The organism is Acidianus infernus, assembly GCF_009729545.1.
GTDB classification, from domain to species: domain Archaea; phylum Thermoproteota; class Thermoprotei_A; order Sulfolobales; family Sulfolobaceae; genus Acidianus; species Acidianus infernus.
Genome location: NZ_WFIY01000003.1, coordinates 1 through 16,994, shown reverse-complemented (window position 1 = coordinate 16,994; position 16,994 = coordinate 1). Strand labels below are relative to the sequence as shown.

Genomic DNA, 16,994 nt, shown 5'->3' with positions numbered 1-16,994 from the left:
CGTGGAGGAATGGGGAACATGGAAGTTTAGGCCTTTCAGTTCTTCCTTATTTCAACTAGTACTTCCACACATACCCAGTCCCATACGGAACTTTCAGTTCTTCCTTATTTCAACTATTACATAAGAAGGGTGGAATGAATGAATTGCCTCTTTCAGTTCTTCCTTATTTCAACCGTGCGTCGATTTTCACGGCTTTTTCACGTTCTTTTTGCGTTCTGTGTAGATTAATTTGCGTGAATCTAAGATAAAAACTTTACTTTTCACAAAAAGTGAGGAAATGCAAAGTAGAAAAAGTTTATCTCTCGATTTTTTGAAAGTAAGTTTTCAACACAAAAGTTTTTAAAGGGTATTTAAACCCCGGGAAAAGACGTGAGTGAATTTACGTAAGAATCTACATGAAAAAATTTCCCAAATTATGAACATTTTCAAATTCCCTTGTTTTTAGAAGAAATTGAAAGGGGATAAATACTCAAAGTAGATAGAAAAATACATCACCTCACAAACCTACATGAAAAATATCAATTATAGTAAAAATATTATATAAAACTATTTACTCCCTTATATTAATTGTATTACAAAACTCTTATAGATACATCTAATGATAATATAGTCCTTAACAAACTTACTACCTACGTGAAATTAAGATTTCAAAGTTTCATTAAGCTTTTCAAAATGTATGATAACTTCTTATTGAAGAGAAATAGTCACTCAGGTTAGCCTTCGTATTCATGAATATTAAATTAGCTATTTTTAATTTCAGCATTACATACGCCAGCAGTAATTACAAACTTCTCGAAATCGAATTGTACTTAAGTTATTGACATAACCATAAACTAACGTACGACGATAATATTTCCCTAGCTTAAGTTATTGGCATAAATGTACAACGAAGTTCTATTGCATTGCCTTTTTCAATATTGCGCTTTTTAACTGAGGATAAAATTTATTATTTTTATTTAAAAACATATTTTATGATATTAGTCCTTACTAACCCATTAAAGATAGACAGGAAATCTAGATCAGAGTTGATAGTTTCTTTTAAGGATTATTCTAGGAATTATAATTTGAGAGATATAACGGGGGTAGTAATACTTGGTTCCTCGACCTTAATACCTTCAGGAGTAGTTTCGTTATTATCATCGATGAACATTCCTTTAATTATATCTAACAAATTAGGAGTTGCAGTTTGTTCTCCCACGTTGGTGGTCATGCTTTCGGAAGTCAGGGAAAAGCAATATAAATTAACTGACGAAGAGAAGTTGGAGATTGCCAGGAACTTCATCTTAGCAAGGTTTAGCGGGCTATCTAACTTGTTAAAGTATTACAAACTAGATCCTCCACAGCTCGTAGACAATAATGACTTGTTGGTGTGGGAAGCGATAAACAGTAGGCTCTTCTGGGATAAGATATTTAACCTTTTTCCCAAGGAAGTTAGAGATATAGGAAGAAAACCGAGGCACTCTGATCCTTTCAATAAGTCATTATCTCTAGCTTACGCCCTACTTTACGCAAATGTACTAGGGCTTTACTTTCCTTCGGTTTTGATCCAACTTATGGGTTCATGCACAAGTCTAGGTACTCTACAGCCTTATCCTTTGACTTTTCAGAAATGTTTAAGCCAATTGCAATTCACGCCGTAATTAGGGCATATAAGAAAGGTTTATCGTTGGACAAAGAAGGGGAGTTATCGAAGGACAGCGTTAATAAGGTGTCTAAGGAGTTTTTCGACTTAATTAGTAAAAAACAAAATAATGAAAGTATATATAAGGCAATCTATAATAGGGCTTTAAAGCTCTCCCAATATATAAGGAAAAAAGATAAGAGCATAAAGTACACCTTCACTTACGATCCAAGGAAATTATCATAGCTGAGAGCAGTCGATTTAATAGTTGCGTCATAAAACGTCTAATTGTAGATTAAAGTAAATGCTTTTTTCACAATGTTAAAATTCACGCCATGTGTAATTGTAGATTAAAGTAAAGAAGACCTCCTTAAATACTGTGGGCTAGGGTTCTCACTAATCGATATTATTCGGAGAGGCTATCATGGAGTTATAAGTACTAAGTTTCTAGTAAATTAAGAATATGCACTGTTGGGATAATGTGATAGCTAACTACTTTCTAGGCGACCTTGTAACCTGTTCGGACTGTTGGGAATAAACCCTTCCTTTTTCGAGCAGAAAACTTAGGACTAATAAACCAAGCACATAGTTTCGAGAACAAATTGACCTTCAAATTAGAGTAAAGCCTACGCAGGTAGTAATTATCTATGTATAGAATACACTGGACACGTATTCATCAGATCACAGTTGCTGCAAGCCCACTTAATTTTATTGTATATTCGTTCTGCTGCTTCCTCGGGATTCTTAGGTGTGGTGAATAACGACCTTATCTTCCTCGGAAAGTTTGAATACTTTAACCACCTTATTCCTTTATTATATATAATGAGACCTATTACTGGGTGGGAAGTATAATAAATTGCAGAGGCCATGTAGAAAAGCATTTCTCCTTCTAAGTGCCTTACTGTGTCTGAAATCGTTACCTCGGCTATTAGACTTACGTAATCTTTCTTAGTTTTTATAATTGCAAAATAATCCGGTTTCCCTCTGATTACAAAAACTTTATCCCTAACGTAAGATAATGTGAACTCGGGCTCCACTTTATCTACGAGTAATTTATTCTTAAGGGCTTCTCTTAAAGAGTTTATAACCATTTCATTTATCCTATCGTGGATTGGTTTAAGGTGCTTTACATAAAGGGGAGTGGTATAATTTAATTGCCCACAATTCTCTAGGATTTGGTATTTCATCATCGGACATAACTTTGCCCAGCTTAATTCCGTTGCAGTTAACTTACAATACCTCATATTTTCTTTCTGATAGCTTTCTACAATCTCCTTTGGTACAATTGACGGAAGACTCGTACTCGCTGTCTCGTATGACGACAATATACAAGTTATCGCCTTCTTCAAGGTGTTTTTTAGCCATGTCGGAGATAAGGAATGCTGTTTTATATCCACCAATGCCCGCGTATACTGATCTGTTGACCATGGAAAGTCCAAGACGTCTGAGGTATCTTCTGATTTTTCCTCTGACTTTTTCAGACGATATGTCAAAAGCTACCACCACATACATTATTTATATATTATGCGAATATTTATATATGAATCCTTCTAACTTCGTGCTACGTAATCTCTTCTTGCTCTTCTGTTTCTTGACGATTTTCCCATCAACGTGCAACTAGATGAGTGTTTTACTGAAGACCTCGACTGATGTTTATCAGTTCTAGCTTAGTGCAACATAATTCGGTTAGGGCTACTGATTCCTGCCTTAATCTACTAAAAGCTGGTTAAGGATCATATAACGGGCTTTTTACTGCAGAGATGTACAGTGGTTAACCAGAAAGCTCTCACATTCATCCTCCGGTTGAAATACTGCAGAGATGTACAGTGGTTAACTATTGAAAGTGACTACATTATCCATGGACCAAGAGCCAAAAATACTGCTAAGGTGTAACTATTGAAAGTGACTACATAGTGGCGCTTTTAATCATATGCTCTACTTGTCTTACGTTCATTAAACGAAGCATTTTTTCTACAAATGAATAAAGTCCTAAACGTTCAGTAATTCTGACTATCTAATTCTAGTAACCGTTATGCAAAAACCTGTTCTCCAATTGAAAACGTTTTCTAAGCATGATATAGAAAATATTAAACCAAATGGTTTTATATAATATTTTTACTATAATTGATATTTTTTCATGTAGGTTTGTGAGGTGATGTATTTTTCTATCTACTTTGAGTATTTATCCCCTTTCAATTTCTTCTAAAAACAAGGGAATTTGAAAATGTTCATAATTTGGGAAATTTTTTCATGTAGATTCTTACGTAAATTCACTCACGTCTTTTCCCGGGGTTTAAATACCCTTTAAAAACTTTTGTGTTGAAAACTTACTTTCAAAAAATCGAGAGATAAACTTTTTCTACTTTGCATTTCCTCACTTTTTGTGAAAAGTAAAGTTTTTATCTTAGATTCACGCAAATTAATCTACACAGAACGTAAAAAGAACGTGAAAAAGCCGTGAAAATCGACGCACGGTTGAAATAAGGAAGAACTGAAAGTTAGCCCTAGTCTGAGTGAATTCGGCGAATCAAGTGTTGAAATAAGGAAGAACTGAAAGTTACGCATAAAACGCCATAGAAATGAGAAAAATAAGTTGAAATAAGGAAGAACTGAAAGCGCAGAGACATTCAAAGAGTTGCAAAAATTTCCGTGTTGAAATAAGGAAGAACTGAAAGTTAGCGGAAATAGCTTCGATTTACTTGTGGGAAGTGTTGAAATAAGGAAGAACTGAAAGTCAGATCCAATAGTGAACACCCCAATATCAATATTTGTTGAAATAAGGAAGAACTGAAAGCTGCCGAACACTATGTAGCATTGCTTCAACAGAATAGTTGAAATAAGGAAGAACTGAAAGTTCCAGTATTCTATTGTGTAGTCCGTAACCTCAAGTTGAAATAAGGAAGAACTGAAAGTAATACCACCCTTCTGCATCCAAAAAATCAATCCGTTGAAATAAGGAAGAACTGAAAGTATAGTACTGAGTAATGCCTTGTAAACCAATCGAGTTGAAATAAGGAAGAACTGAAAGTCACACTCATCCAAGGGGACCAGATGCCCCTTCAGTTGAAATAAGGAAGAACTGAAAGCTCAAATTTTTACCTGGCGCTCATTCCACTGGCTTTGTTGAAATAAGGAAGAACTGAAAGTTAGGCGACCCTAGGATTATGTTAGTTACTGCATGTTGAAATAAGGAAGAACTGAAAGAAGTAAATGGGAAGCTTGGCGAATTCGTATGCCGTGTTGAAATAAGGAAGAACTGAAAGATCCTTTTTTGCTTAGGAACACGTAAAAATACGGTTGAAATAAGGAAGAACTGAAAGCTGTAATTCTCCTCAACTTTTCATAGGGATTCATGTTGAAATAAGGAAGAACTGAAAGTTTTGGCAAAGTGGGCACAACGCTCAGAAGGATAGGTTGAAATAAGGAAGAACTGAAAGAAAGATACTATGTTTTACCTAACTGGAAAGGAAAGTTGAAATAAGGAAGAACTGAAAGAAGTCTCCGCCATTTCTCCGATTACCTTTTCTAGTGTTGAAATAAGGAAGAACTGAAAGTTGACTAATAGGGGGCTTTCGATAGCTGGATCGTAGTTGAAATAAGGAAGAACTGAAAGAATTGATTTTATATCTGCATATAAACGCCTCATGTGTTGAAATAAGGAAGAACTGAAAGATCTGCCTTTTGTAATTCCTCTGACTGTGGACAGGTTGAAATAAGGAAGAACTGAAAGTCGCATGTTTTCGTACCGCCATTCCTATCAGATTGTTGAAATAAGGAAGAACTGAAAGCAGACTTGTTGACATAGTGGAGAACCTGTTATTAGTTGAAATAAGGAAGAACTGAAAGTAGTCTCCCCTATATTATATACTATATGCAAAGCTTAGTTGAAATAAGGAAGAACTGAAAGAACAACTGAAGCCCCACCTTATAAGTCTCGAATAGGTTGAAATAAGGAAGAACTAAAAGTGTTTACGTTGATAACGACGTGTACGAAATTTTGGGTTGAAATAAGGAAGAACTAAAAGATATATAATATATGTATAATACATATTGTCTCATGTTGAAATAAGGAAGAACTGAAAGATCCATGAATATCATGTTCAGTACCGACGCTATTCGTTGAAATAAGGAAGAACTGAAAGTGGAGAAATGACTTTAGATGATGGAAAGGATGTAAAAGAATGCTATGTAAACGATGTTACGTGTAAAACACTAGGTATAAGCAGTAAACCTCGTTGGAGACTTCAGAGAAAGATTTTATGAACTTCATGCACGTGTGATCTTGTCTTACAATATTACGTTTAATGACGATTAGAAAGTCATCACGGTGAAAGTGTGAATATGCAAATTTGCGGGCTTTCTAATAGTGTCACTCAATGCCAGCTAGGATAAGATTATGCGGTTAAATGGTAAAAACAAGGAGTAGAAGGAAATGCTAGGACTTTTGAAGTAAATGATGGAGTTAATGTTGATTTTTAAATTTTCATTATTTAACGAAAGAAGAACGTTCGAAACGTATTTTATAGAAAGGAATGGACTGGGGCTATAGTACTACGATTGGACGAAGAAATACTCTATTAAGTCATCATAGACAAAGAGTTTATTGAGGAAGGTAAAGGAGTTTTTTCAAAACTTGTGTCGGGGCTTAAGAAGGTCGTCAATCCTAAACTACGAAAGACGTTATGGATTTAAGCCTTTAGAGCGACTGACGAATTATTACAAAAGGATACAAGAGGTATATCGGCGGGATTCCGGGCGAATTATTACAAAGAACAAGAATTTAATATAAGCCTTTAGAGCGAATAATTGTCTGAATAAGAGTTGCTATCAGCTTCTATGAGTGTGTCCAATGATTTAAATTATTTGAAACACATTCAAGATCAATATCAGATTGACGTTATCTCCTATTAAAAATATTATCATTTTTTAACAATCCCACGTTATGAAAGTTTTACTCTCTATTGTCGCTTATTGTGAGCTTCGTGAAGCATCAAGTTCTGGGAGATAGGAGGTGAGTATACTACCTGCCTTATTCTTCGAGGTTGAACTCCTCAGCCACCTTAGCGTCACCCCTTTTTAAGTACTCACTCTTTCATTGTACTTCCTTAGGGTAATTCCCCAAGTCGTTAGCCCTTCAATAAGCCAAGGGAAAAACAATAGCTAACGTCTCCTTTTCATTAGTATTATAGTTATAACAACGATTAAAGTTATGATAACCAAGATACGAAACCAGTTAAAACCGCCATACACTAATATAGTCTCTGCCTTGGTTAGACCTAGAGAGTCCTTAACGACTACGGTGATGTTATTTTTGCCGGCATCGATTGGTACGTTTATCGAGAGATTGTTACCAACGTAATACTCGCGCCCATTGACGTAAACTGTGTAGGTGTAAGGCGGTGTGCCCCCAAATACTTTACTAGATAAGTTTACAGATGAGGCGTATACTAAAAAGTCGTAGCATAAGTTATAGCTCACATTTAGTGTTGGGTAATTATTTACCTTGATTGTCACTGAATTTACTGCAGTGAAGTTTACCGAGTCAACGACCTTTAAGGTTACGTTGTAGACTCCGGGCGAGGTGAAGTTGTAGTATAACACATCCTCATTAGAAACAGGGGTACCGTTGACGTACCAGACTTTAATATAAGGTTTTGTACCTCCAATTACTGTTGCGTTAAAGGATATTGGAATCCCCACGTCAGTAACGTTCATAGAGGGGGTTATGATAACTACTGGGTCTGGGTTGACCTTTAGTGAATATACTAAGTCAATGACCTTGCCACATACGTCCTCTACTTTGATTGGATAAGTTATTTCACCGGTTATGTTGGGTTTTACGCAGTAATACGTCTTCCCCAAGAAAAGGTCTAGGTATGTCTAGTTCCCTATCTCTACAAAGTAAGGTGGTGTACCCCCGCTGATGTCTAGTTCTACCCTAGCAGTTTGCCCTAGCCCTAGACCCGTTAACTTTTACAACTATGGGGGAGCAGGAATTAGTCAAAACGACCTCATTGCATTTGCCCACCTCTACTTTGTAAGCCCCATTGTAGGGGACTGTGAACAAGTTGTTAGAGGCTTCGGCAGTGTCTATGCCAAAGGGGAATAAGGTTTTGGGAGTAAATACGTCTTTACCATTAACGTAAAACATGTAGATTATTGCGTTGAGCGAGTTGAATGAAGTTACCTCACCACACTTTTCGCCACCAAACACGAACTCAGTGTCATATGCATTCCTACTTCCAGTAGTGTTATAACCGCTAACTAGGAGGTAAGCTGAGGTCACGCAAGGCACCTTGATAGTTACATTATCGTAAATAACGCACGAGGTAGAGTTGATGTAGCCAAAGAGCACTTCCACGCCTTGTGGAACAGTGGACACTCTTATAAATAAAGCGACGTTTAAGGGATAAGACATATTAAGCCATTCTGTTGCATAAACGTAGTAGTCGTTTATTTCTAACCCTCCAGTGAACCAGCATACACCCCCGTTTCCTATGATAGAGCTAGAGTTCAACTCGCTATAACAAGACGTAAAGTTCCAAATGTTATCGACAAAACTGTACTCACTAGTATTTGTCATGAAGTTGATGACGTTCTGTAACCAATACTCTTGACTGCCGTACAAAGTATTAACTTGGAGGACTGTGTTTAACTGAAGGGACGCACCATAATTATTTAATGAGGCGTTGTAGGCCGAGATTGAGTAGATCTGAGCTACCACTTCGTCGAACTTTTCAACGTAAGGTTTAACCACCCCGTTCACTACTTGTATACCATAGTCAGCTATGCCAGTTGGATAAGGCCTACCATCTCCAATGTAAATCTGGATCGTGACGCAAGTCTTTGAGACGTTATTTATGAAGAGGACTTTGTACTCTCCCGGTGGCAAAGCTATAGTAGGAAGATGATTGTATGGAGAACAATGTTATTCCTTCCAAGTTATTTACTACGAAGTATATAGGGGCTGAAGAGTAGTAGACTACGAAGAGACCATCGCTGACTTGTAAGTGCAAGGCGATAAATTGAGTATGTGGCTAAGATAGATGCTGAGCTCCACTTCATTAAGAATCGGAAAAGAAAGAGAGTTAAAAAACCCTAAAGTGGATTACTTCCTTAAAAATAACCTTTTTACAGCGCCTCTTAATCCCGGTGAGAAGTAGAAAGTTAACACAGTTGAAGCAATTCCTGCAATCAAAATAAGCTCCGGTAAATATTGGATATACCATGGCGTTGATGGGGGATTTTGTGATAATATGAGGGGATATCCAGGCTTAATACAACTAATGTTAGTGACGTTAAAGTAAGTAGGGTAAGTAGGTAAGTTTGTTATAGATGAATTAGATTCCATGAGAATAAAGAAGATAAAAAATAAAAAAACTTTTTCCTTATAGACCAGTTGTTTCTACATTGATATATGGATAACAGAACTGATATAAGTATTCCCATCTACTATATTGAGATGCCCAACCATTTATTACCTGTGCCTTAGCATAGTTGTAATAAGATGTTATATTAAGATTGGTTACATATGCCCATAGAGTAGTCCCTGGGGCGATTTGCCCGGGTCCTGCTTTCAGTTCTTCCTTATTTCAACATATTGTTCTCTAAGACTTGCTGAGATAACAGATGGCTTTCAGTTCTTCCTTATTTCAACAAGATAGAATTGATCTACAATGGATTAGAAGAATCTTTCAGTTCTTCCTTATTTCAAGGCGAAACCCAAGTTTATATTTTTACTGCAGAGAACTTTCAGTTCTTCCTTATTTCAACATATTAAAAAACGTTACCAACATATTCAAAAACCTCTTTCAGTTCTTCCTTATTTCAACGCCAGAGAATTAGGTATAACACAGAGTGGACTAGCTTTCAGTTCTTCCTTATTTCAACCCGTATTGCGTTAACACTGCCGAAACTTGCTCATCTTTCAGTTCTTCCTTATTTCAACAGTATTATCAGGGAGAAGAGCATGAGGTTTCAATCTTTCAGTTCTTCCTTATTTCAACAAAGGGTATAATCTGCAAGGTTACAGTCCGGATACCTTTCAGTTCTTCCTTATTTCAACGTCAGAACTCCGTTAACTCATACCTTGCCAAGAAGCTTTCAGTTCTTCCTTATTTCAACGGAATACAATAGATATTCACATGTTAGGCACAGCTTTCAGTTCTTCCTTATTTCAACGAGGAATGGACCGAGAATTGGCATGACCGAATCTGCTTTCAGTTCTTCCTTATTTCAACTTGCGATTTAGTTGAATTTGTTGAAATCTGTCCGGACTTTCAGTTCTTCCTTATTTCAACTCGTCACGGCTAGAACTGAACATTAGAAAGAACGTCTTTCAGTTCTTCCTTATTTCAACCTTAAGGTCGTCAAAAGTGTTGATGTACAAATACCTTTCAGTTCTTCCTTATTTCAACGAATAATACTACGACAGTACAAAAGATAATGAGCCTTTCAGTTCTTCCTTATTTCAACTCGTGTCACAGTGTATGGTGCTGATTTTGCAACTCTTTCAGTTCTTCCTTATTTCAACTGGTTGAAACAATTTCAAATTACGAAGAGTATGACTTTCAGTTCTTTCTTATTTCAACCTAATTGCAAAATACCACGCCCAGGGCATACCTCACTTTCAGTTCTTTCTTATTTCAACTCTTGGATAGGGGCAAGATCATTCTCGGAAATTACTTTCAGTTCTTTCTTATTTCAACTTTTATATCCTGCTCAAAGTCAAACTGGTTCCTCCTTTCAGTTCTTTCTTATTTCAACGAAACAAGTAAAAATTGTGATACCAAAAAACCAACTTTCAGTTCTTTCTTATTTCAACAACTGAGGAAGAGAGGGTACAGCGTTTACTACAACTTTCAGTTCTTTCTTATTTCAACTCCAGGGTAGTGTTTGCGGGGACTCAAGTAAACACTTTCAGTTCTTTCTTATTTCAACTCACAAGTTTATGCATGGGCGACAGGTCCCTGCACCTTTCAGTTCTTTCTTATTTCAACAGAGACAGTCCCAAAAGCAAAAGTTGAGAAATTTCTTTCAGTTCTTTCTTATTTCAACAGACCTTATCAAGCGTGTTACAGGTGGGATAATAACTTTCAGTTCTTTCTTATTTCAACAGACTTTCTAGAGGTCTATAACGAGGAGGAAAAATCTTTCAGTTCTTTCTTATTTCAACACGTGGAAGTGTTAAGGTTCAAAGATGAGCAGGAGTACTTTCAGTTCTTTCTTATTTCAACAATTATTCAAGACATCTGGGGCGTGGTAAAAATACTTTCAGTTCTTTCTTATTTCAACCAGACACATTGATATTATTAGAAGAGAAAGAAGGAACCTTTCAGTTCTTCCTTATTTCAACTTGTGCTGTTACAGCGAATGACAGTGGTGATGCCAGCTTTCAGTTCTTCCTTATTTCAACTTGCCTGGAGCCTTTTTGTCTTTTTTGAATACACCCCTTTCAGTTCTTCCTTATTTCAACTTTTGGATATTGTTGAGGTTTTTGAATGCCCAGAACTTTCAGTTCTTCCTTATTTCAACTAATTTCAGTCTTCTTGTTATCTTCTTTCCTCGGAGCTTTCAGTTCTTCCTTATTTCAACTAGGAATGTTGGTGGTTAACGAATCCGTCACTATCTTTCAGTTCTTCCTTATTTCAACGTATAAGGTATACCATTATCCCACAGGGGTATCCCCTTTCAGTTCTTCCTTATTTCAACTTAGACGCACCAGGCTCAATACGTTTAGGCTTATCTTTCAGTTCTTCCTTATTTCAACCGTGCGTTGATTTTCACTGCTTTTTCACGTTCTTTTTGCGTTCTGTGTAGATTAAACTACTTCATTTTAAGATAAAAACTTTACTTTTCACTAAAATTGATGGGAGGCAAAGTAGAAAAAGTTTATCTCTCGATTTTTTGAAAGTAAGTTTTCAACGCAAAAGTTTTTAAAGTGTATTTAAACCTCGTAAAAGACGTGAGTGAATTTACGTAAGAATCTACCTGAAAAAATTTCCCAGATTACGAACATTTTCAAATCCACTTGTTTTTAGATGAAATTGAAAGGGGATAAACAATCAAAGTAGATAGAGAAATTCTAGAGAAGGTGAAAGAACGTCTATCATTTTTATCTTCACGTTTAATTGAAAGAATTAAGGGATTTTAGGAATAATCTTAAAGTGTCGCTAACAAATAAATAATTCCTAACTCCCCTACTTTCTAGGTGAAATTGAAAGAAAGTAATTTAGTAAAAAGAGTCAAGGTAGATAGAGAAATTGATGAACTCAAAAATCTACCTGAAAAAATCTCTAGGTAATGCATATTTTTCATTTAATAACAAATTGTTCAATATTCAAGCAGATCTGCTCTAGGTAATGCATATTTTTCATTTGGTTATGACGTTGAGAAAATGTCAGCTGACGACTCTAGGTAATGCATTTTTTCATTCTTCTAGTTAATTCGTTTTAACGCATATTTTACCCATTCTTCTTGACTACGGAAAGAGTCACTCAGCGGAGGAGACAGGTAGAATAAGCTCCGCAGCTAGTACGAAAGGCTACTAGTACCCCTTAAGGCTAAGGCTTAGGTAACGTCGCTTTTCCTCCTTCACGTCTGTCTCCACCGAATTCGCTAATCTTTATTTATTTCCTCTCCCATCTTTATTTAATGTTCTCCAGTTATACCCTCACCGTTAAGATGAAATACGAAAGAAATGGGAACAACAAATTCAATAATTTTACTGGAAAAATAAGTAAGATAGTAGTCCTAACCGAGCTCCCAGAACTAGAGGTCTTGTTTAGACCCACAAAGGGGTTTTTTAAGCCAATCCACGTCTCTCCCCCAATCAACAAGGAGGCCGTATACCCTTACTACGAGAGGGGGGTACTGAAAGAGGTTCCACTAGATGGTGAGTACAAGATAAGGGTTGGTTTACCCAACGAGTTGTCCAAAGGGTTTGAGGAAAAGGTAAAGGGCGACTTGGGAGTTAGGACTAGGATAAAGGTCGAGGGAGGGCTATTGGAGTTCGTCATTGAGAGGATAGAAAAGGACACGTTCAACTTTGGGAACAAGGTAAAGCTGTGTTTTTCTCCAACGCTTCTGGCAAACCCCTTCATAACTAATAGGGACTATAGGAAGTTCTTCCCTTCACCTTCTGCAGTCTTTTGGATCCCTTACGCCCTCATGAAGAATAAGAACAACTTAACACCTCAAGAGCTAGCTGAGATAGAGAGTAGGATTACTGAAAGCTGGAAGACTAGGATAAAGACGATCTGGATACCATACGACAATGGGAAGGAGCCAGTGATGATAGGTAAAGTCGAATACAGGCTGTTAAAGAACGACGATGAGACTAGAAAATTAGTGGAGACAGCGCTAATCATAGGGGTTGGGTCTTCTAGGGCTAGTGGTTTTGGTCACGTGGAGCTCTGCTAACTGACGAGGTGAAGAAAGGCTAGGTGAATTTACCATCATTGGATTAGCCCTAACCTTGCTTGATACTTATCGTGCATGTCTATCACTTGCCGAAAGGTCAATCACGCCAGTCGTGCTATCACTCTTTCCTCATCTTCGCCTACAACTGTGCTATCACTTAACTAACCTTAACGTTCTTGATTATTTCGTAAAGTTCCCTTTTAGATCCCTCTTTTTAAAGAGGTAACTATTACTTTACCGTCCTTAATAACGACATAGTATTCCTAATCACGATCTCTCTCTAGGGCATTAACGAGATCCTTTTAATGCCCTCTTTCATAACCGTGATAGCTTTTCTCAAGATCTCGTTTATTTGCCAAGGAGCAATTTTAGTAAGAACTTCCACTAACGTTTTCCTCTTCCTCTAAGACGTTTAGTTTCGCGTAATCCCCACTGGCAAGTTGTTATGGAGGTTTTCAACGGAACAGACCCGATTACAATAGCCCACTTTCTGGCAAGTTGTTATGTTTACAATTTTTTCACTGCAGGTTTCGCGTAATTCCCACTTTTTAAATAGCTTTATAGTCTCACTTAACTAGGCTTAGGGATAATGGGCTTTTCAATGGCTGGTTAAGAACTCACTGAACTATAGAGAAGGCTAAATGGAGCTAAGGTAGGTCTCCTAAGGAAGTGGTTAAAAACTCCGATATAGTAATATCAATGGTCATTGACGCTCCAGATGTAGAAGGAACGGAATCGTTGAGAGCAGGTGGCTTATCCTTGTGGACATGAACACTAACTCTCCGGTATTGAATTCCTAGACGCGCCAGTAAGCTAGAGAGGTGGTAGGGAGGACGTGTTTAAACGAGTCGAACCCATTTTTAGGGCGATGGGCAAAACCATAATTTACATAGGCTAATCAAGTCGTAGCTTCGCTAAATCGAGGGCCAATCAGGCCGTGCCAGGCCCTTGTCGCTAAATCGAGGGACTTTTACTAGCTAGGTCTTTCGGCATAGACAACGAGAAGTTATTTACTGCACTGCAAATTGCTTCACGGTTCAATACTATTTGCCTAAAATAATGAAAGGGAACTTCGAACCAGGTTTAAGGCTGCACAGTTAAAGAAATTGAGATTAAGGGGGAGGAAAGGGGATGGATAGCCCAAGACGTTAATGACGCTCCTCCCCAACTCAAGTATGAGCAACAAGCAATAAGGGACTAGATGAATGAAAGTCCCTCACTCTTCCAATGCTCTGAGCCACCCGAATCGATGAGCCCCTTGGGAGTTAACCCTTTAGGAGGAAGTCAGGTTCTAGAAATAGCTATCTCTTCCCCTACTGGGCTTAGCGTTGCATTGCAATGGTTTCAATTGGAATGGGATTAAGGGATTAATAAAGGTATACAAAAAATCGAGCTTCTCTGCCAAATCATTCATCAATAACAAAGCTTAATTAATATAAGGTATACGAAAAAATGATAGGTAAAGATTAATATTTTCTCTCTCTTTTCTTTTCCCTTTCCTTTCTCTCTTTCTTTTTTATCCATGACCAAGGGCAATTTGAGAGGAATGGGCTTCAAGACCCCTTAAACGCTTTGAATTACTTATTTAAAGGGCACTTAATTTAGAGAATAAGCCAGCCTTTAAATGGAGGACGCCATCGTTTACTGACAGAGGAATGTTTTGAGAACGAGGGAGGGAAAAATTACGCAAGCGGAAGATATCTAAGAACGCCTTACTAGGTAAGCGCGACCAAACTAATAACGTGCGGTTGGCGGAATTAAAGTGCTTTAAATGAGTACATGTTTTCATATGTGGCGTTTTAAATAAAGCTCAGAGAGAAGGGGGAATTCTCGATGAGCGAAGGCCACCTGACTCTAGCCACTACGAGGCACGAGGGAATTCCCATAAAGGGTTTTATTACTGGTGCCAGAAGAGGCTTAGGCTTAACCCTTTCATTACCCCATATAAACACGACCACCAAATAATGATGTACGCTAGGCTAATACAAGGTTACATCGTAACCACTGACAAGGGCTTCCGCAAGTGCAAGAGGACAATCATACTAAGGGTGGACAAGTACGAGAAGATGTACGTAGAGATGTTGAAGCAATTACACGAGAAATTGGTATCTCCCTAGCTACTTGACTCGGAAAACCTTCCCCTGACGATAACTTGGGTTCTCTGAAGGCCTTACCCTATCCGTAGTGTGGATGAAATGCGTAATTAAACGAATTAACAAGTTTACTACTATTAAGGTGAAAGTATCGTTCAGAGCCTCAACTTCTGTGCTAACTCATCAAACTTCTGATACTGGTCAAAGTATCGTTAAGGGATTTTTACAATTTCTCTATCTACTTTGAGTATTTTGTTGTATAATGTGAAGAACTCTTAATCCTCCTATTTCTCTATCTACTTTGAGTATTTTCTCTCTTTCAATTCACTCTAGAAATTAGGAGAGTTAGGAATTAACTTCTCATTCTTGAGATTATTCCTAAACTCCTTCCTTTCTTTCAATTAGTATGTTGATAAAAGGCGGATACGTTATTCCCCCCTTGTCTACAATTTCTCTATCTACTTTGAGTATTTACCCTCTTTCAATTTAACCTAGAAAGTAGGGAAGTTTGCAATAATCTCTTTTTTCAGATAATTGTTCATGTAGATTCTTACGTAAATTCACTCACGTCTTTTACGAGGTTTAAATACACTTTAAAAACTTTTGCGTTGAAAACTTACTTTCAAAAAATCGAGAGATAAACTTTTTCTACTTTGCCTCCCATCAATTTTAGTGAAAAGTAAAGTTTTTATCTTAAAATGAAGTAGTTTAATCTACACAGAACGCAAAAAGAACGTGAAAAAGCAGTGAAAATCAACGCACGGTTGAAATAAGGAAGAACTGAAAGCTAGTTGCGATAGCCTGATAGAAATTGAAACCGTCGTTGAAATAAGGAAGAACTGAAAGTAGTAAGCCATACCTTCAAAAACTTCAGGGGTTCTGTTGAAATAAGGAAGAACTGAAAGGCATCTCTATCAAACGCTCTATCGATATGATCGAGTTGAAATAAGGAAGAACTGAAAGTTATATTCTTCATACTGGCTTTCTGTCGTTTTTGTGTTGAAATAAGGAAGAACTGAAAGAATACTGCCTCCTGCCCCTTAAACGGGGTAATTAAGTTGAAATAAGGAAGAACTGAAAGTGAAAATCTTTCAATATTTCGAATTGTTCATCGTGTTGAAATAAGGAAGAACTGAAAGAATTGAATCTTCAAAGTTTTCTTTTCTTTGTCGTGTTGAAATAAGGAAGAACTGAAAGCACTGTCCAACTCAATATACTCAGTCACTGGTCCGCCGTTGAAATAAGGAAGAACTGAAAGACTCTCAGTAGACCGTATGTATAGAAGTGTTTGTCAGTTGAAATAAGGAAGAACTGAAAGTAAACGGCTTCTAGGTAATAGAATAACGCCTCACATGTTGAAATAAGGAAGAACTGAAAGTCGGCTACAGTTACGATATCCGCCTCACCGTAAAGTTGAAATAAGGAAGAACTGAAAGTCTACCGTCATTGCGGAATGACTTATATACCAAGTTGAAATAAGGAAGAACTGAAAGATAATAATAGTAAGAATTGACGGGCTTATGCTCGGTTGAAATAAGGAAGAACTGAAAGTTGGTCCATCATGCCTTGATCGAACCCAGTAAGGTTGAAATAAGGAAGAACTGAAAGATGTACATCACATCATCACCCCAGCGCTTGATGACGTTGAAATAAGGAAGAACTGAAAGTTCCATAAACCGTGTGAGGAATGTCGGTCTTAGTATGTTGAAATAAGGAAGAACTGAAAGACATCTGAATTCGGGCAATAATATTTAGACTCAGGTTGAAATAAGGAAGAACTGAAAGCCAATTTGTTGTGTCGCAACTGCTAAAAATCTTAGTTGAAATAAGGAAGAACTGAAAGAGTTGTGGTTGTTGAA

7 protein-coding genes, 1 pseudogene and 3 CRISPR repeat arrays are annotated in these 16,994 nt (G+C 37.2%); of the genes and pseudogenes, 3 read left to right on the top strand and 5 right to left on the bottom strand.

Annotated elements, in window-relative coordinates:
* Window positions 1-971 precede the first annotated feature (971 nt).
* Window positions 972-1,600: pseudogene (gene cas1, locus D1867_RS00115) on the top strand (CRISPR-associated endonuclease Cas1); the annotation flags it as partial.
* A gap of 9 nt (window positions 1,601-1,609) precedes the next feature.
* Window positions 1,610-1,867, top strand: coding sequence for a hypothetical protein (locus D1867_RS00110; protein ID WP_155862287.1), 258 nt, complete (start codon window positions 1,610-1,612; stop codon window positions 1,865-1,867).
* Between the two features lie 395 nt (window positions 1,868-2,262).
* Here the strand turns inward: D1867_RS00110 and D1867_RS00105 are convergent, their stop codons facing one another.
* From D1867_RS00105 to D1867_RS00085, 5 genes are all read right to left on the bottom strand, one after another.
* Window positions 2,263-2,865, bottom strand: a complete 603-nt coding sequence (locus D1867_RS00105; RefSeq protein WP_155862286.1) for a hypothetical protein — start codon at window positions 2,863-2,865, stop codon at window positions 2,263-2,265.
* Window positions 2,852-3,133 (bottom strand): CRISPR-associated endonuclease Cas2, encoded by a 282-nt coding sequence (gene cas2 / locus D1867_RS12725; protein ID WP_155862285.1) that lies wholly within the window; start codon window positions 3,131-3,133, stop codon window positions 2,852-2,854. The genes D1867_RS00105 and cas2 overlap by 14 nt, the downstream gene beginning before the upstream one ends.
* A 962-nt stretch (window positions 3,134-4,095) precedes the next feature.
* Window positions 4,096-5,763: a CRISPR direct-repeat array (repeat unit 24 nt; unit sequence GTTGAAATAAGGAAGAACTGAAAG).
* A 1,018-nt stretch (window positions 5,764-6,781) separates the two neighbouring features.
* The gene (locus tag D1867_RS00095) at window positions 6,782-7,483 is read right to left on the bottom strand and encodes a PKD domain-containing protein (protein WP_155862284.1); all 702 of its coding nucleotides are present in this window, start codon (window positions 7,481-7,483) and stop codon (window positions 6,782-6,784) included.
* 76 nt (window positions 7,484-7,559) lie between these two features.
* Complete coding sequence (locus tag D1867_RS00090; RefSeq protein WP_155862283.1) at window positions 7,560-8,513, bottom strand: thermopsin; 954 nt, start codon at window positions 8,511-8,513, stop codon at window positions 7,560-7,562.
* Window positions 8,514-8,729: 216 nt separating this feature from the next.
* Entirely contained in the window at window positions 8,730-8,972 is a 243-nt protein-coding gene (locus D1867_RS00085) for a hypothetical protein (RefSeq protein ID WP_155862282.1), read from the bottom strand.
* 222 nt (window positions 8,973-9,194) lie between these two features.
* Window positions 9,195-11,390: a CRISPR direct-repeat array (repeat unit 24 nt; unit sequence CTTTCAGTTCTTCCTTATTTCAAC).
* A gap of 884 nt (window positions 11,391-12,274) precedes the next feature.
* On the opposite strand from D1867_RS00085, the gene cas6 reads away from it, so the two are divergent.
* Window positions 12,275-13,042, top strand: a complete 768-nt coding sequence (gene cas6 / locus D1867_RS00080) for a CRISPR system precrRNA processing endoribonuclease RAMP protein Cas6 (RefSeq protein ID WP_155862281.1) — start codon at window positions 12,275-12,277, stop codon at window positions 13,040-13,042.
* A gap of 2,856 nt (window positions 13,043-15,898) precedes the next feature.
* Window positions 15,899-16,978: a CRISPR direct-repeat array (repeat unit 24 nt; unit sequence GTTGAAATAAGGAAGAACTGAAAG).
* Between the last annotated feature and the right edge of the window lie 16 nt (window positions 16,979-16,994).

What these genes read in the sequence shown, in the direction of transcription:
- D1867_RS00105 (WP_155862286.1), bottom strand. Translation starts at nt 2,865, where the DNA reads ATGAGGTATTGTAAGTTAACTGCAACGGAATTAAGCTGGGCAAAGTTA.
- cas2 (WP_155862285.1), bottom strand. Translation starts at nt 3,133, where the DNA reads ATGTATGTGGTGGTAGCTTTTGACATATCGTCTGAAAAAGTCAGAGGA.
- D1867_RS00110 (WP_155862287.1), top strand. Translation starts at nt 1,610, where the DNA reads ATGTTTAAGCCAATTGCAATTCACGCCGTAATTAGGGCATATAAGAAA.
- cas6 (WP_155862281.1), top strand. Translation starts at nt 12,275, where the DNA reads ATGTTCTCCAGTTATACCCTCACCGTTAAGATGAAATACGAAAGAAAT.
- D1867_RS00085 (WP_155862282.1), bottom strand. Translation starts at nt 8,972, where the DNA reads ATGGAATCTAATTCATCTATAACAAACTTACCTACTTACCCTACTTAC.